The sequence below is a fragment of the Labrys okinawensis genome (assembly GCF_002982075.1).
GTDB lineage: Bacteria > Pseudomonadota > Alphaproteobacteria > Rhizobiales > Labraceae > Labrys > Labrys okinawensis_A.
Map to the genome: position 1 here is coordinate 156,830 of NZ_PUEJ01000013.1, position 16,795 is coordinate 173,624.

20 protein-coding genes are annotated in these 16,795 nt (G+C 64.5%); 10 read left to right on the forward strand and 10 right to left on the reverse strand.

The window, feature by feature from the left end:
* The first annotated feature begins 33 nt into the window (after positions 1-33).
* The 6 genes from C5L14_RS27070 to C5L14_RS27095 all read left to right on the forward strand — a co-directional run bounded on the left by C5L14_RS27070 (position 34) and on the right by C5L14_RS27095 (position 4,339).
* Positions 34-768 (forward strand): FadR/GntR family transcriptional regulator, encoded by a 735-nt coding sequence (locus C5L14_RS27070; RefSeq protein WP_105865169.1) that lies wholly within the window; start codon positions 34-36, stop codon positions 766-768.
* Entirely contained in the window at positions 765-1,583 is an 819-nt protein-coding gene (locus C5L14_RS27075; protein WP_105865170.1) for an inositol monophosphatase family protein, read from the forward strand. The genes C5L14_RS27070 and C5L14_RS27075 overlap by 4 nt, the downstream gene beginning before the upstream one ends.
* Before the next feature lie 135 nt (positions 1,584-1,718).
* On the forward strand, positions 1,719-2,693 hold the full coding sequence (locus C5L14_RS27080) for an MBL fold metallo-hydrolase (protein ID WP_105865171.1): 975 nt from the start codon (positions 1,719-1,721) through the stop codon (positions 2,691-2,693).
* Positions 2,694-2,725: 32 nt separating this feature from the next.
* Complete coding sequence (locus C5L14_RS27085) at positions 2,726-3,190, forward strand: tetratricopeptide repeat protein (protein ID WP_105865172.1); 465 nt, start codon at positions 2,726-2,728, stop codon at positions 3,188-3,190.
* 58 nt (positions 3,191-3,248) lie between these two features.
* Entirely contained in the window at positions 3,249-3,695 is a 447-nt protein-coding gene (locus C5L14_RS27090; RefSeq protein ID WP_105865173.1) for a DoxX family protein, read from the forward strand.
* 233 nt (positions 3,696-3,928) lie between these two features.
* Positions 3,929-4,339, forward strand: a complete 411-nt coding sequence (locus C5L14_RS27095) for a DUF3592 domain-containing protein (RefSeq protein ID WP_181161354.1) — start codon at positions 3,929-3,931, stop codon at positions 4,337-4,339.
* 1 nt (position 4,340) lies between these two features.
* Here C5L14_RS27095 and C5L14_RS27100 read toward each other — a convergent pair whose 3' ends face one another.
* The 4 genes from C5L14_RS27100 to speB form a co-directional block, all read right to left on the reverse strand.
* Complete coding sequence (locus C5L14_RS27100; protein ID WP_105865175.1) at positions 4,341-5,840, reverse strand: hypothetical protein; 1,500 nt, start codon at positions 5,838-5,840, stop codon at positions 4,341-4,343.
* 75 nt (positions 5,841-5,915) lie between these two features.
* Positions 5,916-6,551, reverse strand: a complete 636-nt coding sequence (purN, locus tag C5L14_RS27105) for a phosphoribosylglycinamide formyltransferase (protein ID WP_105865176.1) — start codon at positions 6,549-6,551, stop codon at positions 5,916-5,918.
* Entirely contained in the window at positions 6,548-7,621 is a 1,074-nt protein-coding gene (gene purM, locus C5L14_RS27110; RefSeq protein ID WP_105865177.1) for a phosphoribosylformylglycinamidine cyclo-ligase, read from the reverse strand. Before purM ends, purN begins: the two co-directional genes overlap by 4 nt.
* The gene (gene speB, locus C5L14_RS27115; RefSeq protein ID WP_105865215.1) at positions 7,618-8,601 is read right to left on the reverse strand and encodes an agmatinase; all 984 of its coding nucleotides are present in this window, start codon (positions 8,599-8,601) and stop codon (positions 7,618-7,620) included. Before speB ends, purM begins: the two co-directional genes overlap by 4 nt.
* Positions 8,602-8,863: 262 nt before the next feature.
* Here speB and C5L14_RS27120 point away from each other — a divergent pair, with 262 nt between their 5' ends.
* Positions 8,864-9,382, forward strand: a complete 519-nt coding sequence (locus tag C5L14_RS27120; protein WP_181161355.1) for a PRC-barrel domain-containing protein — start codon at positions 8,864-8,866, stop codon at positions 9,380-9,382.
* Positions 9,383-9,554: 172 nt separating this feature from the next.
* Positions 9,555-9,953, forward strand: a complete 399-nt coding sequence (locus C5L14_RS27125) for a (R)-mandelonitrile lyase (protein ID WP_105865179.1) — start codon at positions 9,555-9,557, stop codon at positions 9,951-9,953.
* A gap of 85 nt (positions 9,954-10,038) precedes the next feature.
* On the opposite strand, the gene C5L14_RS27130 is transcribed toward C5L14_RS27125, so the two are convergent.
* Entirely contained in the window at positions 10,039-11,184 is a 1,146-nt protein-coding gene (locus C5L14_RS27130) for an AAA family ATPase (RefSeq protein ID WP_105865180.1), read from the reverse strand.
* 199 nt (positions 11,185-11,383) lie between these two features.
* Positions 11,384-11,566 (reverse strand): hypothetical protein, encoded by a 183-nt coding sequence (locus C5L14_RS27135; RefSeq protein ID WP_146127033.1) that lies wholly within the window; start codon positions 11,564-11,566, stop codon positions 11,384-11,386.
* 272 nt (positions 11,567-11,838) lie between these two features.
* Here C5L14_RS27135 and C5L14_RS27140 point away from each other — a divergent pair, with 272 nt between their 5' ends.
* Positions 11,839-12,894, forward strand: coding sequence for a LacI family DNA-binding transcriptional regulator (locus tag C5L14_RS27140; protein ID WP_105865182.1), 1,056 nt, complete (start codon positions 11,839-11,841; stop codon positions 12,892-12,894).
* Between the two features lie 55 nt (positions 12,895-12,949).
* On the opposite strand, the gene rpsI is transcribed toward C5L14_RS27140, so the two are convergent.
* The 4 genes from rpsI to C5L14_RS27160 all read right to left on the reverse strand — a co-directional run bounded on the left by rpsI (position 12,950) and on the right by C5L14_RS27160 (position 16,287).
* Positions 12,950-13,423 carry a 30S ribosomal protein S9 gene (rpsI, locus tag C5L14_RS27145; protein WP_105865183.1) on the reverse strand — a complete coding sequence of 158 codons (474 nt, stop codon included), beginning with the start codon at positions 13,421-13,423 and terminating at the stop codon, positions 12,950-12,952.
* A gap of 4 nt (positions 13,424-13,427) precedes the next feature.
* Complete coding sequence (rplM, locus tag C5L14_RS27150; protein WP_105865184.1) at positions 13,428-13,889, reverse strand: 50S ribosomal protein L13; 462 nt, start codon at positions 13,887-13,889, stop codon at positions 13,428-13,430.
* A gap of 168 nt (positions 13,890-14,057) precedes the next feature.
* On the reverse strand, positions 14,058-14,636 hold the full coding sequence (locus C5L14_RS27155; RefSeq protein WP_105865185.1) for a nitroreductase family protein: 579 nt from the start codon (positions 14,634-14,636) through the stop codon (positions 14,058-14,060).
* Between the two features lie 436 nt (positions 14,637-15,072).
* The gene (locus C5L14_RS27160) at positions 15,073-16,287 is read right to left on the reverse strand and encodes an MFS transporter (RefSeq protein ID WP_105865186.1); all 1,215 of its coding nucleotides are present in this window, start codon (positions 16,285-16,287) and stop codon (positions 15,073-15,075) included.
* 109 nt (positions 16,288-16,396) lie between these two features.
* Between C5L14_RS27160 and C5L14_RS27165 the strand changes: the two genes are divergently transcribed.
* Positions 16,397-16,795, forward strand: a complete 399-nt coding sequence (locus C5L14_RS27165; RefSeq protein ID WP_105865187.1) for an ArsR/SmtB family transcription factor — start codon at positions 16,397-16,399, stop codon at positions 16,793-16,795.

A 16,795-nucleotide genomic window follows, 5' to 3' on the forward strand; every position in this document is an offset into this window, starting at 1 on the left:
AAGAATAAAGCTCTTCCCTCCAAGGTTTCACTCATGAACGCGTCAGGAGGGAACGCCACCGGCACAAGCCTCTATTCGCGTCTCCTCAACGACATCGGCCAGAGCATCGTGCGGGGCGAACTCGCCCCGGGCGACCAATTGCCGAATGCCGATGCCTGGAGCGCCGCCCATGGCGTGAGCCGCACGGTGCTGCGGGAAGTCGTCAAGGTACTCGCCAACAAAGGCATGGTGGAAATGCGGCCCAAGGTGGGCACGCGCGTGCGCCCCCGCCAGGACTGGAACTTCCTCGATCCCGACGTGCTGGTCTGGCGCTACGGATCGAGAACCACGGCTGAAGAGGCGCGTTCCCTGTTCGAACTGCGCCGCGCCATCGAGCCGATGGCGGCCGCCCTCGCCGCCGAGCGGGCCAGCGGCGAGCAGATTTCGCAGCTGCAGCGGCTGATCTCGCAGATGGAGCAGGCCGGCGATGACAGCGAACGTTTCGCCGTGCCGGATCTGGCATTTCACCAGGCCATCCTGCGCATATCGGGCAACGAGCTGATCGGCTCGCTCGCTGCACTGATCGAGACGGCCCTGATGATCAGCTTCCGTCTGACGGACGACAATCCCGAAGGCCAGAGCCACTCCCTGGCCCTGCATCAGGCGGTCGTCGACAACATTGCCAGGCGAGATCCGGCTGCCACGGCCAAGGCCATCACCTCCCTGCTCGATGAGGCGGAGGAAGACGTCAGGCGCTCCCTGCTGGCAAGGCGCGAGCGCAAGTCGTGACCGGTGACGACATCGACCGGCGGCACCGCTTCGCCCAGGACTGCGCCCGCGACGCCGGCGCGATCGCCCGTCGCTACTTCCGCTCCCGCGAAGCCCCGTCCACGATCGAAAAAGGTCGGCACGATCCGGTGACGCAGGCTGATTTGGAAATCGATCGTTTCCTAATCGATCGACTTGCCGGAGCTTTTCCGGCCGACGGCATCCTGACCGAGGAGACCGGGGGGTCGCCCGCCCGGCATCTCTGGGTCATCGATCCGATCGACGGCACCCTGAACTTCGCCCGTGGCATAGCCCACTTCGCCGTGTCGATCGCCTTTTGCGTCGGCGGCCGGACGGAGAGCGGCATCGTCTACGATCCCATCAGCGACGAGATCTTCACCGCCCGGCGCGGCCGGGGCGCTTTCTGCAACGGCCAGCCCATCCGCGTGCGGGCGACCGACGGCCCTGCGGACGCGGTTATCGATGCGGGATATTCGCTCCGGCATCCTGCGGCAGATTATCTCGCGCTGATCGGCGACCTGCTTGGCCAGGGTTACGCCTTCGTCCAGAACGGCTCCGCGGCCGTGGGCCTGGCGGCGGTCGCCTGCGGCCGTATCGACGGCTTCTGCGAGCTCTCCCTCAAGAGCTGGGACGTCCTCGCCGGCCTGCTCCTGGTCGAGGAGGCCGGCGGCTGGACCAGCAGCTTTCCGCACGGTCCCGGCTTGCTGGAGGACCACCGGGTCCTCGCCTGCGCCCCGACCATCCGCCAATCCCTGCAGGATCTCATGCCGGAGGCATCGACCCTCAGCGGGAAGGGGCCACTCCTCTCCATCTAGAACGGGCCCGGGCTCCCGAAAAAACTTCGCGCCGCACGGGAATAATTCCGCACGCCTGCGGGTCTGGTCACTCAGCGGAGGCACTGACTGCCTGTGCAGCCGTCCGGCATGAGCCGTTGAACAGGAGTGACCAGAATGCTGAAGATGACGCGCCGTACGGTGCTGGGTTCTGCGGCGGCAGCCGCGGCGTTCGGCCTGGCGGGAAGACTTGAATTCATCGCCCCCGCCTTCGCCGAGACACCGGTCGAGCCCAGCGTGGGCTTCTACAAATACAAGGTCGGATCCATCGAGGTGACTGCCATCTACGATGGCATCTGGCGCAAGCCCCACGACCCGACCTTCATCAAGAATGCCTCGGTGGAGGATACCAAGGCAGCCTTGTCAAAGGCCGGCCTGACCACGGAGTTCATGCCGATCCCCCTCACGGTGGTCGTGCTGAAGATCGACGGCAAGTTGATCATGATGGATGCCGGCTCCGGCGTCGGGCAATGGCAGGCCAATGCCACGCATCTGCCGGCCAACATGGCGGCAGCCGGCATCGACTACAAGGCCATCGACACCATCATGATCTCGCATTTCCATCCCGATCATGTCTGGGGCCTGATGGAAAAGGGCACCAACGCACCGGTCTTCCCCAATGCGGAACTGGTCGTCAGCGCCGCGGAATATAAGTGGTGGACGGATCCCTCGCGGGTCGAGAAGCTCGCCGAAGGGCGGCGGCCCGCCGGCAAGCGCATCGTCGAGAATTTTCCGAAATGGAAGAACTGGAAGCTGGTGGAGGACGGGACGGAGGTCGGACCGGGCATCCGGATCCTGTCCGCCCCCGGCCACACGCCGGGCCACTCGGTCTATCTCCTCGGTTCCGGCAACGAGCAGTTCATGGTCTCGGCCGACATCATGTACGTGCCCGCTTTGCTCGCCCCGCATCCCGATTGGCAAGGCGCCTATGACCAGGATGGCCCCATGGCCATCGCCACCCGGCGCAAACTCATCGACCGGGTGATCGCCGACAATATCAGGATCTGCGGTTCGCATTTCCCGTTCCCCGGCAGCGGAACCTTCGTGAAGGACGGCAATGCCTATGGCTTCACGCCGGCCGTCCAGATCTGAAACCCGCCAACATCGCCATCAGGAGAGAAACCATGCTGAAATATGCAGTCGCAACCGCGCTGGCCACGCTGGCCCTGGCCGCGGTCACCACCACGCTGCTCTCGATACCGGCCTATGCCGTCGACAATATCGAGTCCACCGATGCCCCCGACCTGACCTCCGTCAAGGCCAAGATCGAGGCCAAGAACTACACCGGCGCGCTGGAGGAACTGCGGGGCCTGGCCGAAGACACCCAGCAGGCCGACGTCTACAATCTGCTCGGCTTCACGCTGCGCAAGACCGGCGACTACCAGACGGCGCTGACCTACTACACCAAGGCGCTGGAACTGCAGCCCGGGCACAAGGCCGCCCGGGAATATCTCGGCGAGCTCTATGTCGAGACCGGCGACGTCGACAAGGCCAAGGTTCAGTTGTCGGAACTCGGCAAGCTCTGTCCCCAGGGCTGCGAGGAGCTCGAAGACCTGCAGAAAGCCATCGATACCAAGGTGACGAAGTGACGTGTGAGCCGGCAGGCGCCAAGGCACTTGCCGGCCCTCTCTCCCGGAGGTGGCTGCAATGACGCCAATCAGCAAGATCAAGGCCGGGCTCGCCGATGCCATGCTGCTCGCCGGCAGGCTGCTGCTCGCCCTGATCTTCCTTCACGAAGGCACGATCCTGGCGCTGCATTTCACGCGCACCGTGGAGTCCATGGCGGTGATCGGCATCGGCGCGCCCCTGGTCGTCGGCGTCATCGCGCTGCAACTGGGGGCAGGCCTGGCCCTCGCCCTCGGCCTTCTCGCCCGCATCGGCGCCCTCCTGCTCGGCCTGTTCTGCCTGGCGACGGCGACGCTTTTCCACATGGACTTCGCCAGCCAGAACGAATTGCTGCATTTCGAGAAGGACCTCGCCATCGCCGGAGGCATGTTCGTTCTGTCGATTGTGGGATCCGGCGGCTTGTCGCTGGACAGGTTGCTGCGACATATGTCCTCCTTACCCGGCCCTCTGAGGCGGATCCTGTTCTAGGAGGAAAGCCGTTTTGATAGCCGAGCTGGATTTTCGTCATTGCGAGCGCAACGAAGCAATCCAGTCCTCCGTGTGAGCCAAGTCTGGATTGCTTTGCTGCGCTCGCAATGACGGCTGCTTCATTCCTGCCGGACCCAGCCCGCCGATCTCGCGACCTAGCTGTTCCCTTGGGGCGGCAAGTGCCGTAAACCCCGGGGCATCGGAATGGCGAGTGGTATGAAGCGATGGTGAGCGTGAAACGTGAAGGCCCAGCAGCCCTGCGCATTGTGGGGCGCAGCTTCCTCATCCTGGGCTTTGTCGGACTGCTGGCCACCCCGGTGCTCGGCATGAACGAATGGCGCAGCCCGCGCACGGCGTCCGCCGCCGGCACCATCGTCTCGGTCAATCCCTATCCGGTCGTCAGCTTCTCGACACCGCAGGGCAGCGTGATCCGCTTCACCAACCTCGTGCGCAGTTCCCTGCTGCACGAAGGCGACAGTGTGACCGTCGCCTATAATCCGGCCATCCCGACCGACGCCACGCTGGACGGTCTGCTCGGGCGCTGGTTCTTTGCAGGCCTCGCCGCCTTGCTCGGTACGGCCTTCCTGCTGGTCGGCGGGCTCACGACCGTCATCGGCCGCAGGCGCACCGCCGGCACGTCTTGACTCAATCGGGCTGCGGCAGGCGGAAGACCTGGTCGTTGACCTTCACGCTGTGGGTGACGATGTCGTAGGAGACGTTCCAGACCAGTTGCCCGTTCCCCTCTTCCTTGGCGAGCCCCTTCACGAAGGAGAGGAAGAACACCGCCTTGCGCGCGTCCTCGACATTGGCCTTGCTGAGGCCTTCCACCACCGCGTCGAAACCGGTAGCGGCCACCGCAAGGCTGGCCGTCGGCTCCGGATTGACGGCCGCGCTGCCGTTGCCCTTCAGGGTGTAGGCGGGAGCGGCGACGTTGAAATCGATCTTGTAGTTGAGATCGCCGTCGAGCAGCCGGGTCATCAGCGCCACGGCCATCGTCTTGCTGAAAGGCGGGTCCTGCGTGGCATCGACGCCCCGGATCAGCACGTCCGCCATGCCGTCGAGACCGTTCAGCGACAGCTTGGTGGCATAGTTCGCCTCGGCCGGAACCAGCGAACGGGCCCATTCGGGCACCACGACCTCCGGGATCACCAGGCCGGAATAGTTCAGCGCATCGGAATAGTAGCCCTGCTTCACCAGGCCGGTAAGGCCATAGGCCTGCCTGGCTTTGCCCAGCTTGACCTGGCCGAAAGGCAGGGTAACCACGAGGTCTTCGATCTGCGATGTGCTCGAAACCTCCTGCCAAAGCGGCAAAGCGGCGCGCAGCTTGGTCTTGAGGTCGTCCTGCGCCAGCACGATCTGGCCCTTGGACGGATGCTCGCGCAGGAAGGCGGCGAGGTCATAGATCGCTGCAAAGCGCATGCCCGTGGCCGAGAAGGTCTGCTGGCCGCCGGCCAGATCGAACGACACAGGGAATTGCGTGTCCTTCTTGTCCTGGACCTTGCCCTTCAGCCCCTGCAGCTGACTCTCGAACTTGACGTCGACACCATCATTCGCATCGGGCTCGCTGCTGGTCATGAAACCGAACTTGCCCGTCGACAGATCGATGTCGGCATCATGATTGCGAACCGTCGCCGCACCGCCGTCGCAGCCGACCGTCAGCGTGGCAAAGCTCATCAGCTTGGGTACGAACATGCCCTGACTGGCACAGGCGGCGAAATTGAAGCTGCCCGTCTCCGGGCTTTCCTTCCAGACGCGACTCCAGGCCATGGCGATGGGTGCCGGACCGCTCTTCACCACCCAATTGCCGTCGCTTTGCGGCGTCAGGCGCACCACGTAAGGGTTCATGCGCAACACTTCCGCGACGCCCTTGCCCTTGGCCTCGTCGAGCTTGCTGCCATCGAAGGACAGGGTCACGTCATAGCCATCGTCCTTGGGCGCGATGGTGATGAAACCCTTCTCGAACGGCACGGGGCCGATATAGGACTGGAACGTCTCGGTCAGCTTGCGGGCACCTTCAGCAGTCGCGGGTTCGGCCAGGGCCGGCGCAGCGCCCGCAAGAGCCAGCACAACGGCGCAGCACGCAGCGGCTGATGACAAAGCCGTTCCCTTCTTCATGCGAAGCGCGACACCGTTCATGATCGACATTTGATTCCTCGAAAATTCCATCTGAAAAGCTGAGTGCTAGCGAGCTTTCATAGGGCGACGACGTGGCCGCCGATGTCACTCGCAGAACAGGAGATCGCCGGGAGCGATCTCGACGCGCTCGCCCATGACCGGCGCCTCCCCGCGCGCCACCCGGGCAAGGGCGATCGGGTAGAGTTTGTGCTCGGCATGCAGCACGCGGGCCGCGAGATCCAAAGCCGTATCGCCCGGCAGCACGGGCACCGCCGCCTGCGCGATGATCGGCCCCTCATCCATGCCGGGCGTGACATAGTGAACGGTGCAGCCATGCAGGCGCACCCCGGCCTCCAGCGCGCGCTCGTGGGTGGCAAGCCCGGGAAAGGCCGGCAGCAGAGCCGGATGGATGTTGATCATCCGCCCGGCCCAGCTCTGGACGAAAGGCGCCGTCATCAACCGCATGAAGCCTGCCAGCACTACGAGATCGACGACATGGGCTTCCAGCCGCGCTTCCAGCGCCGCCTCGAAATCTGAGCGGCTCGCGAAAGCCTTGTGGTCGATCGCCTCGGCTGCGATGCCGGCCTCACGCGCCCGGGCCAAGCCGGGCGCACCCGGCCGATTGGAGATAACCGCAACGATCTCAACCGGATATGCCGGATTCCTCGCAGCTTCGATAAGCGCGGCCATGTTGGAACCACGCCCCGAGATCAGGATGGCGGCGCGCTTGCGTCCCTTCATAGCGTCAGCGTGCCGCTATAGACGACCCGCTCGGCACCTTCCTGCCTTATCACCGTGCCCAGGCGCACCGGTGGCAGGCCGGCTTCGGCGAGAGCCGCCTCCACCGCGGCCGCATCGGCGGCAGCCGTGACCACGATCATGCCGATGCCGCAGTTGAAGGTGCGCAGCATCTCAAGGGCTTCGACACCGCCGATGCGCGACAGCCAGCCGAAGACCGGCGGCGGCGTGAAGGAAGAGAGGTCGATGGAGGCGGCGATACCGTCAGGCAGCACGCGCGGAATATTGTCCGGGAAGCCGCCGCCGGTAATGTGGGCGAGCGCCTTGACGGCAGAGCCCGTCGCCTTCAGTGCCGCCAGCAGCGGCCTGACATAGATCCGCGTTGGCGTCAGCAGCGCTTCGCCCAGGGTCTTGCCCTCGGCGAAGGGGGCCGGCGCGTCCCAGCCGAGCCCCGAGAGCTCGACGATCTTGCGGATGAGCGAATAGCCATTGGAATGCGGCCCCGACGAGGCCAGGCCCAGGATGACGTCCCCTTCGGCCACCCCGCCACGCGGCAGGATGGCATCGCGCTCCACGGCGCCCACCGCGAATCCGGCGAGATCATAGTCGCCATCGGCATACATGCCGGGCATCTCGGCGGTCTCGCCGCCGATCAGCGCGCAGCCGGCATCCTTGCAGCCTTCGGCGATGCCCTTGACGATGGCGACGCCCTGCCCCGGCGCAAGCTTGCCGGTGGCGAAATAGTCGAGGAAGAACAGCGGCTCGGCGCCCTGCACCACCAGGTCGTTCACCGACATCGCCACCAGATCGATTCCGACCGTGTCGTGGATGCCGGTCTCGATCGCCACTTTCAGCTTGGTGCCGACACCGTCATTGGCCGCGACCAGGACGGGATCCTTGAAGCCGCAGGCCTTCAGATCGAACAGGCCGCCGAAACCACCGATCTCGGCATCGGCGCCGACGCGGCGGGTGGCGCGGACCAGGGGCTTGATGGCATCGACCATGGCATTGCCGGCATCGATATCGACACCGGCATCGGCGTAGGTCAGGGAGTTCTTGCGTTCGTTGCTCATCTCCCGGCTTTGCCCTGCTTCCGCTCGGCAATCAAGCCCAGATAATGCTGAACCACGGTTGCACCCGCAATCGAAGTGATATCGGCATGGTCATAAGCGGGCGCAACCTCCACCAGATCGCAGCCGACGATGTCGAGGAAGCCGAGCCTGCGCAGGATCATCAGGGCCTGGCGCGAGGAGGGACCGCCGGCGACCGGGGTGCCGGTGCCGGGCGCATAGGCCGGATCAAGGCAGTCGATATCGAAGGTGATATAGGCCTTGGCGTCGCCGACCCGTTGACGGATGCGCTCGACCACCTGGGCGACGCTGAGCGTCTCCAAGTCTTCCCCATAGAGGATCTCGATGCCGCAATCATCCGGTGCATGGGTGCGGATGCCGATCTGGATGGAACGGTCGGGCCGGATGATGCCCTCGCGCACGGCTCGCGCCACGAAGGAGCCATGGTCGATGCGGCCCTCGTCATCGTACCAGGTGTCTTGATGGGCATCGAAATGCACCAGCGCCATCGGACCATGCTTGGCGGCATGCGCCTTGAGGAGCGGCCAGGTGACGTAGTGGTCGCCGCCGATCGAGCACAGCATGGTGCCGGTCTCGATGATATCCAGCGCCTGCGCCTCGATACAGGCCGGGATCTCGCCATGGCGCGCATAATCGAAGGAACAATCGCCATAGTCGACCACGGCAAGGTTCTCGAACGGATCGGCCTGGAAAGGATATTGCGGGTCACCGTCGAAGATCGCCGAGGCGCGCCTGACTCCCTGAGGTCCGAAGCGGGCGCCAGGCCGGTTGGAGACGGCGGCATCGAAAGGAATGCCCCAGACGGCGACATCGATGCCGGCCAGGTCGCGCTGGAACCGCCGGCGCATGAAGGACAGGATGCCGCCATAGGTCGGCTCGGTGGCGCCCCCGAGCACCTCCTTGCGGAAGACGGCGTTGTCGGTCGGGCGCGGGCGCTTGGGATCGTCGGTGGGGCCAGCCATGGGAATCTCCTCCAAGGCGTTTTCCAGAAAGTTGATCGACTTTCGATTAGGAAAACGCGTCGAGACAAAGAGGTAGAGAGAAGTGCGATTCGAAGACATCGCACTTTGCTCTCGCGTTGCTCTGCTTAACGAATATCGCCCCCGGCTTTAAGGGCAATGCGTGACAAAGGGAATATGCCCGCGGCATGGTCGCGGCCCCATCGGAACATCGCGCCGCCAATTTGGTTTGATGAAGTGGAACGGCTCGTCAAAGGAGGTTTCCATGATCCTGAGAAAAGCCACTTACACCATCGCTCTCGTCACCCTGCTGGGGTTACCCACCGCGACTTTGGCGCAGCAGACCACCCCCGCGCCGACAGGCGCCGTTTCCTTCCTCACCAAGGCCGAGCCCGGCCAATACAGGGGCAGCCAGCTCGTCGGCGTGAAGATATACAATGCCAAGGATGAGAATATCGGCAATGTCAACGACGTGCTGGTCGACAAGAAAGGCATGGTCATCGGCGTGGTCATCGGCGTCGGCGGCTTCCTGGGCATAGGGGAGAAGAATGTAGCCCTGCCCTACAGCGCCATAACCTGGAGCGACACCGCACCGGCGGCGCCTCAGCCCAGCGCGGGCGCTCCCGCGCCTGCCGGAACCCCATCGGCAGCCCCCGGGACTCCCGAGACCCAGCCCGTCAACCAGGTGCGGGATTATCCTGCCCGCGGCATGCTGGCGATGACCAAGGAACAGCTGGAGGCGGCACCCACCTTCAAATACGCCTCGGAAGCGGTCACCCAATAGATTGCTTGCGCGGCATCGGCCGGGATCGATGTGCTCGCTGGCTGATCGCGCCACCCTTCCCGGCTCGGCCCGCTTCTCGCCTTCCATGGCGGAAAGCGGGCCTGAACGGGCTATCGTCATGCGGTCTTCACCGCTAAGATCCGGCCTTCTCCCATCGAGCGCGAGGATCGTCATGGAAATCAAACGGGGTGGCTCGCAGCCTTCCGGACGCGGAGCCGCGGACTGGTTCACGGGCGCCGTCCGCATCGACCCGCTGTTCAGCGCACCCCAGCCGGCCCGCGCCGTGGGGGCCAGCGTCACCTTCGAACCTGGCGCCCGCACCGCCTGGCATACCCATCCGCTCGGTCAGACCCTGATCGTGACCGCCGGCTGCGGCCTGGCCCAGCGCGAGGGCGGCCCGATCGAGGAGATCCGGCCGGGCGACGTGGTCTGGTTTGCGCCCGGCGAGAAGCATTGGCACGGCGCCACCCCCACCACGGCCATGACCCATATCGCCATCCAGGAACAACTGGACGGCAAGGCGGTCGATTGGCTCGAACAGGTCAGCGACGAGCAATATACGGCCCGTTAAGCAACCTCTTGGAAACGCCGGACGCACGGAAGAGGTCGATCTGGAGATCGACCCTCCAGCCGGCTGTCATAATTGCAGATGTGCTCTAGTCATCCCCGGCGAAATCGCCCGACAGCCGCAGCCCTTCGAGCCAGGTTTCGCCGTCGCGTTTGATCACGCGGTGCGGCGCTACGCCGGAAAGGTCTTGGATGGCGTCCGCCAGGACCTGCGAATGCGTTACCAGCCAGATCTGGGCCCGCCGCGAAGCACGCACGATCATGCCCGCCAGCGGTACCAGGAGATCGGGATGGAGACTGGCTTCCGGTTCGTTCAGGGCAATGAAGGGCGGCAGCCGGGCCGACAGCAATGCCCCGGCCAGCGCGAGATAGCGCAAGGTGCCGTCGGAAAGCTCGCTCGCCTCGTAGACGCGCTTGGGATTGTCGGGAAAGGTCATGCCGAAGGAAGCCATACGATCGGGCATCGGAACCACCAGCCGGGCACCGGGAAAGGCTTCATCGACAGATTCGAACAGCGTTTCACTGTCGGCACGGATATGGACGAGCGTGGCGAACACGGCCGCCAGATCGTGGCCGTCTGAGGCCAGCGTCGGCGTGGCCAGGGCATAGCAGGGCCGGCGCAGCGCTGAGTCGCGATCTGTGCGCAGGCCATGATAGAAACGCCACTCCAGGAGAGCACGGCGCACGGCGGCGAGGTCGGCCAGGCGATCGGCGTCATGCAGTGTCGCCAGCGCCGTTTCCGACGCCAGCAACGGCACTCCGAACGGACGCCGCTTGCCATCCGGGCCGGCGATGCTGACGGCCGGGCCCTTGCGCTCCAGCACCGTCCGTTCGCGCCCGCCATGGCTGAATTTGAGGGTCTCGACCTTGACCTGAGGCTCACCGAGAAAACCGTTGCCCAGAATGGCCCCGCCGGATTGCTGCACCAGCCCGGCCTCGATGCGGTAGCGATACCGGGCGCTGTCGCTGATCAGGCCGACATCGAGGTGAATGCGGGCTGGCTCGTTCTTTGGGCGCAAGCCGGCCCACAAAGCTGCCGCCAATCCGCCTTCGCGAGCCAATTCATAGGCGAAACTGCCTTGTGCCGCCGCCTGTATCAACTGGAGGCCGCGATAGAGATTGGTCTTGCCCGTGCCGTTGGCGCCGACGAACACGCTGAGGTCACCGACCTCGAAATGGATCGAGCGCAGTGAGCGATAGCCCTTGAACCAGATATCTCGGACGCTGAAGGACATGGCTCGGTTCCGAATCGAGAAGGACCGAGCTTGCCACAGAAGCTGTTTGAGGCCTCGTCTTGGATTGCCATTCCCTCAGGACGGAATGATCCCCGCGCGCGATCCGGCTTCACGGCCCCAGCTGGGAGATTTCGATTTCGGGGGTCGACGCGGTGTCCGCCGCTCTGCCGGTATTATTCGAGCGAGGCGCCTGGCGCCCTCACCGCACCCGGCGTCCACCCCGACCGGACGGTTTGGGTGCGCGCCAATGGCTGATCGCGGTCGCCAAGGTGCTGTACCAGGCCCGGCTAGGCTCGATCGGCGGCATGGTTTCCGGCGAAGCCGGCTGCTCCCAGCGGCGCCGATAGGCTGTCTTGAAGAAATAGCTCGAGGGAATCATCACGGGTGCTCCGCACTTGTGTTATTGAATCGATTCAATACTTTGTGCAAAAACAACCCGCAACTTGCGGGCAGATGGGACTTTTGCGAATGATTGAATCGATTCAATCTTTACCGAAAAATCCATCGAAGGTCAAGCAAAATTGAATCGATCCAACGACATGCTACAGTCGGATCCATCACTTCGCCCTCCCTACGGAGGGAGAAACGAGACAGCACGGTGGTCGGCCGCCACTCCGGTCCGCGGAACATCGCGCAACGCAATGGGAGAAACCCTTGGACAAGGTCATAAGGCTGGCGGATGTGGCCAAGGCTGCGGGCGTGTCGCAAGGCACCGCCTCCAACGTCTTCAACCGCCCACGCCTGGTGCGGCCGGAAGTCCGCGAGCGCGTCGAGGCGATCGCAGCCTCGCTCGGCTATCGCGGGCCTGACCCCAAGGGACGCCTGCTGCGCGCCGGCAAGGTCAATGCGCTCGGCATCGTCACGGCCGAACCCCTGTCCTATTTCTTCGAGGATCCCTTCGCCCGCCTGATGATGGCGGCGATCTCCAAGGCCTGCGACGAACGCGGCGCCGGCATCGCGCTCGTCTCGGCCATGAACGAGCAGAAGCTGGCCTGGAACGTGCAGAGCGCCCTGGTAGACGGCTTCATCCTGTTCTGCATCGACGAAGGGCCGCGGCTGGTCGAGCTGACGCGCGAGCGCCAGCTGCCTTTCGTCGCGCTGCATCTGGGCACGCGCGATGAGGGCATCGCGGCCATTGGCGTCGACAATTTCGCCGGCGCCAAGGCCGCGGCCGACCATTTGGCGAGTCTCGGCCACCGGCGCTTCGCCATTCTCTCCATGCCCTTCGCCGACGACCGCACCGGCCCTGCCACCATGCGGGAAGTCGATGCCGCGATCTATTCGAGTTCGCGTGACCGCGTGCTCGGCTATTTCGCCGCCCTTGCCGAGCATGGCATCGATACCGCCGCCGTGCCGATCTTCGAAACGCAGAACGAGGAGGCGGATGTCGAGAAGGCGATGGCATGGCTGTTCACGGCCCCGTCCCCGCCGACCGCTCTCTTGGCCATGTCGGACCGCATCGCCTTCGCCGCCCTCGAATGGCTGCAGCAGCGAGGCCTGTCAGTGCCGGAAGACGTTTCGGTCATCGGTTTCGACGGCGTGCCGGAAAGCGCCTTCTCTGAACCGCCGCTCACCACCATCGCCCAGCCGATCGCAGCGATGGGCCAGCTCGCCGTCGAGATGATTCTCGACACGCCCGAGGAAACGGGCCGGCGGCAATTTTCGACCGAACTGATGGTGCGGGGATCGACGGCTCCGCCCAAGCCTTGAACAGGCAACAAAAAACCCCGCCGAAGCGGGGTTTTCGAAAGTGCTGTCCGGAAGCTTAGCGCTTCGAGAACTGGAAGGAGCGGCGAGCCTTGGCGCGGCCGTACTTCTTGCGCTCGACCACGCGGCTGTCGCGGGTGAGGAAGCCTTCCTTCTTCAGAGCCGAACGCAGTTCGGGCTCGTAATAGGTCAGGGCCTTGGAGACGCCGTGGCGCACGGCGCCGGCCTGGCCGGACAGACCACCACCGGCGACGGTGATGTTGATGTCGTACTGGCCGGTGCGGTTGGCGACGGTCAGCGGCTGCTGGATCAGCAGGCGCAGCACCGGGCGGGCGAAGTAGACGTCCAGCTCACGGCCGTTGACCGTGACCTTGCCGGCGCCGGGCTTGATCCAGACGCGGGCAATGGCGTTCTTGCGCTTGCCGGTGGCATAGGCGCGGCCATGGGCGTCCAGCTTCTGGACATGCTTGGGCGCTTCGGCAGCGGCAGCAGCCTCACCGAGAGCCTGCAGCGAATTGAGCGTATCGGCCATCGGATCAGCCCCTCACATTCTTGGCGTTCATGGCGCCGACGTCGAGCACTTCGGGCTGCTGAGCCTCGTGCGGATGCTCGGTACCCTTGTAGACGCGCAGGTTGAGCATCTGCTTGCGGCCGAGCGGACCACGCGGGATCATACGCTCGACGGCCTTTTCGACGATACGCTCGGGGAACTTGCCTTCCAGGATGAACCTGGCGCTGCGCTCCTTGATACCGCCGGGATGCCCGGTGTGGTGGTAATAGACCTTCTGATTGTACTTGCGGCCGGTGAACACCACCTGGTCCGCATTGATGACAATCACGTTGTCGCCGCAATCGAGATGGGGCGTGTAGGTCGGCTTGTGCTTGCCGCGCAGGCGCGTTGCAATCACCGAAGCCAGACGACCGACGACCAGGCCCTTGGCGTCGATGATGACCCACTTCTTCTCGATATCGGCGGTCTTGAGCGTAAAGGTGGACATGGTCTCGCCTGTGGTTGCGCTGTCGATCCGACGGTTGAAAACGACAAGGCGGCCGAACGGCCGCCGAGTTGGGGTGCTTCTACACGAGAGCCGAACGAGCGTCAACGCGATATTTTAAACACGCGTCAATTCTTTCCATTTAAAAACAATCACTTACATATGTGGTAATTAATTACCTGCGTTCTGACCATAGAAAGTGACGAGATCTTCGAGCTTGGGGCGGGGCCGGTCCGGTACGGCTTCCCGGGGCGTGCCGATATGCACGAAGCCGGCAAGCTTTTCATGCGAGCCGATGCCCAGCTTGGCGAGCACCCTTTCGTCATAGGCCATCCAGCCCGTGAGCCAGCTCGCGCCAAAGCCCAGCGCATGGGCGGCGATCACGAGATTCTCGCAGACCGCTCCCGCCGATAATTCCTGCTCCCACAGCGGGATCTTCACGTGGTTGGCGGCGGTGGAGACCACGCCGATCACCAGCGGCGCCAGGGTGAAGCGGGTCGATTCCTTCTTGCGGGCCGCCTCGTCCGCGTCGGGACAGGCGGTCATGAAGGCATCATAGACCACCTGCCCTGCCTTCTCGCGCGCTGCGCCCTGATAGATCACGAAACGCCAGGGATGAAGCTTGCCATGATCCGGCACGCGCGTGGCGATGGCAAGCAGGGTCTCGAGCTGTACGGCGTCCGGTCCCGGTTCGGACAACAGCGCCGGGGGCACCGACCGGCGGGTCTTCAGAAGCTCGATTGCATCCATGGCGTACATTCCCATTGCATTGCGATCCGGCACCTGCGCCGAACCCGCAAAGCCGCGTCAAAGCGCGGCGTTGGAGCGAGGCGGCATCTTGATCAAACGCGCCTTGCCCGAGGAGACGAACGCTCACATAAGCCCTGAGGCTGGCCTTGGGTAGGACTTCCGGCGCGATAAGCGCGAGTCCTCCCCATCTTTGCGATAGGCGATTGCGGGATGCGGTTACGCAATCGCGGCCATCTCGCTGATAAAAAAGAGGTTTTCGCTCATTCCCTTGCGGCGGGTAGTGGCTCACGCGGCCGCACCGCAGCACGCGGGGTGCGGCACAGAGCCGGGATCTGCAGTGCTGACCCGGGATCTGCAGTGCAGACCCGGGATCGTAAGCCATTGGGCTCATTCCCAGCGCAGTCCCGTATCTAGGAGGCACTGGAATGCGGCAGGATCATTCCGCCGCATCCGCGCGGGCGACAGTGCTGACCTCCCCGCCCGCCGGCGCCTCCCGCGCCGGGCGATAGGGTGTCGCCAGCAGAAAGACGAGCGCCAGCACCTCGGTGGCCGCTCCCACCCAGCCGACGGCCTGGACCGAATAGCGTTCGACCACCACGGCGCCGATAGCCGCCCCGGCCGCGGTGCCGAGATAGATGGCCGAGGCATTCAGCGCCAGCAGGACCGAGGCCAGGCGCGGGTCGATGGCAAGCAGGCGCACCTGCTGCACCGCCGGAAAAGCCCAGCCAAAAAGGCCCCACAGCACCAGTACCAGCCCGGCTCCGACCCAGCCGCCAAGCCCCGGCAGGAACGCCGGGATCAGCGGCAGCACGCCGAAACTCGCGACCAGGACGGTGAGGACGATAGCCAGGAAGCGCCGGTGGTTCCAGCGGTCGGCCGCATGGCCGCCCAATGTATTGCCGGCGGCTCCCGCCAGGCCAGCCAGGATGAGGAAGCCGGCAACTGCTTCGGGCGAGGCGCCCAGCACGGTCTCCAGATAGGCTCCGATGAAGGTGTACACCCCGAAGGCACCGGCCAGGACCACGACCGTCAGGCCGATGACTTCCAGCACATCGGAACGACGGGCCACGGCCAGGCGATCGGCGAGTCCCGGCGCCGGCGGTCCCGACACGGCCGGCAGTTTCAGCACGATGCCGGCCAGCACCAGCAGGCTCATGGCGGCGACCATGCCGAATGTCGCCCGCCAGCCCAGATGCGCGGCGATGGCGGTCCCCAAGGGCACGCCGATCACCAGCGCCACGGTCATGCCGGTATAGATGAAGGACAGGGCCCGCCCGCGCTTGGCCGGCTCGACCGACATCGCCCCATAGGCAAAGGCAGCCGGCATGAAGGTCCCAGCCGATAGCGCCAGCACGATGCGGCTTGCCGCCAAAGTGAGAAAGCCGGTGGCGAACGCCGCAGCGAGATTGGCGAGGCTGAACACGGCCATGGCCGTGATCAGGAGGGTGCGGCGTTCCCAGCGCGCCGTCGCCACCGCGATGAGGGGCGAGCCCACCGCGTAGGCAAGCGCAAAAATGGTGACGAGGTGACCGGCATGGGCGACCGGAATGCCGAGATCCTCGGCGATACGCGGCAGGATGCCGGCAATCATCAGGCCTTCGCTGCCGATGGCGAAGGCGCCCAGTGCCAGCCAGGCCAGGGTGCGATACATAGCGAGTCCATAAGTTCAATGATTATTGAACTTATGGACTCGCTCCCCATTCCTGTCAACGAGTTCAATGAGTCTTGAACCAACGGAATTCAGTCGATATGTCACTGTCATGGCCAAGACGATCTTTCACCCGGAGACCGATCAGATCGAGTTGACGACGGTCCTCGAAGCGCTCAGCGATCCCATTCGCCGTGATATCATCCTCGGCCTCTTCGAGGATGGCGAGCAGAATTGCTCCGCCTTCAACGGCCTGAGTTCCAAGACCAATTTGACCTATCACTATGTCCGTCTGCGCGAGGCCGGCCTGACGCGCACGCGTGCGATGGGCACGCATCGCCTGATCACACTGCGTGCCCACGACATCGAATCGCGCTTTCCCGGACTGCTCGCCGCGATCCTGGCCGCCGCCCGGGCGGAGCGCGCTCAGCGCCAGATCCAGGATCTGTCCGGAACCTTATCCTCGGCCAAGCAGGGCGATGACGAACCACACCGTGAAGATGGGGCTTGA

Bases quoted from the DNA above. Each gene is read 5' to 3' on its own strand.
- C5L14_RS27120 (WP_181161355.1), top strand. From the start codon at position 8,864: ATGATCCTGAGAAAAGCCACTTACACCATCGCTCTCGTCACCCTGCTG.
- C5L14_RS27125 (WP_105865179.1), top strand. From the start codon at position 9,555: ATGGAAATCAAACGGGGTGGCTCGCAGCCTTCCGGACGCGGAGCCGCG.
- purM (WP_105865177.1), bottom strand. From the start codon at position 7,621: ATGAGCAACGAACGCAAGAACTCCCTGACCTACGCCGATGCCGGTGTC.
- C5L14_RS27130 (WP_105865180.1), bottom strand. From the start codon at position 11,184: ATGTCCTTCAGCGTCCGAGATATCTGGTTCAAGGGCTATCGCTCACTG.
- C5L14_RS27085 (WP_105865172.1), top strand. From the start codon at position 2,726: ATGCTGAAATATGCAGTCGCAACCGCGCTGGCCACGCTGGCCCTGGCC.
- C5L14_RS27090 (WP_105865173.1), top strand. From the start codon at position 3,249: ATGACGCCAATCAGCAAGATCAAGGCCGGGCTCGCCGATGCCATGCTG.
- speB (WP_105865215.1), bottom strand. From the start codon at position 8,601: ATGGCTGGCCCCACCGACGATCCCAAGCGCCCGCGCCCGACCGACAAC.
- rplM (WP_105865184.1), bottom strand. From the start codon at position 13,889: ATGTCCACCTTTACGCTCAAGACCGCCGATATCGAGAAGAAGTGGGTC.
- C5L14_RS27070 (WP_105865169.1), top strand. From the start codon at position 34: ATGAACGCGTCAGGAGGGAACGCCACCGGCACAAGCCTCTATTCGCGT.
- C5L14_RS27155 (WP_105865185.1), bottom strand. From the start codon at position 14,636: ATGGATGCAATCGAGCTTCTGAAGACCCGCCGGTCGGTGCCCCCGGCG.
- C5L14_RS27100 (WP_105865175.1), bottom strand. From the start codon at position 5,840: ATGTCGATCATGAACGGTGTCGCGCTTCGCATGAAGAAGGGAACGGCT.
- purN (WP_105865176.1), bottom strand. From the start codon at position 6,551: ATGAAGGGACGCAAGCGCGCCGCCATCCTGATCTCGGGGCGTGGTTCC.
- C5L14_RS27080 (WP_105865171.1), top strand. From the start codon at position 1,719: ATGCTGAAGATGACGCGCCGTACGGTGCTGGGTTCTGCGGCGGCAGCC.
- rpsI (WP_105865183.1), bottom strand. From the start codon at position 13,423: ATGGCCGATACGCTCAATTCGCTGCAGGCTCTCGGTGAGGCTGCTGCC.
- C5L14_RS27160 (WP_105865186.1), bottom strand. From the start codon at position 16,287: ATGTATCGCACCCTGGCCTGGCTGGCACTGGGCGCCTTCGCCATCGGC.
- C5L14_RS27165 (WP_105865187.1), top strand. From the start codon at position 16,397: ATGGCCAAGACGATCTTTCACCCGGAGACCGATCAGATCGAGTTGACG.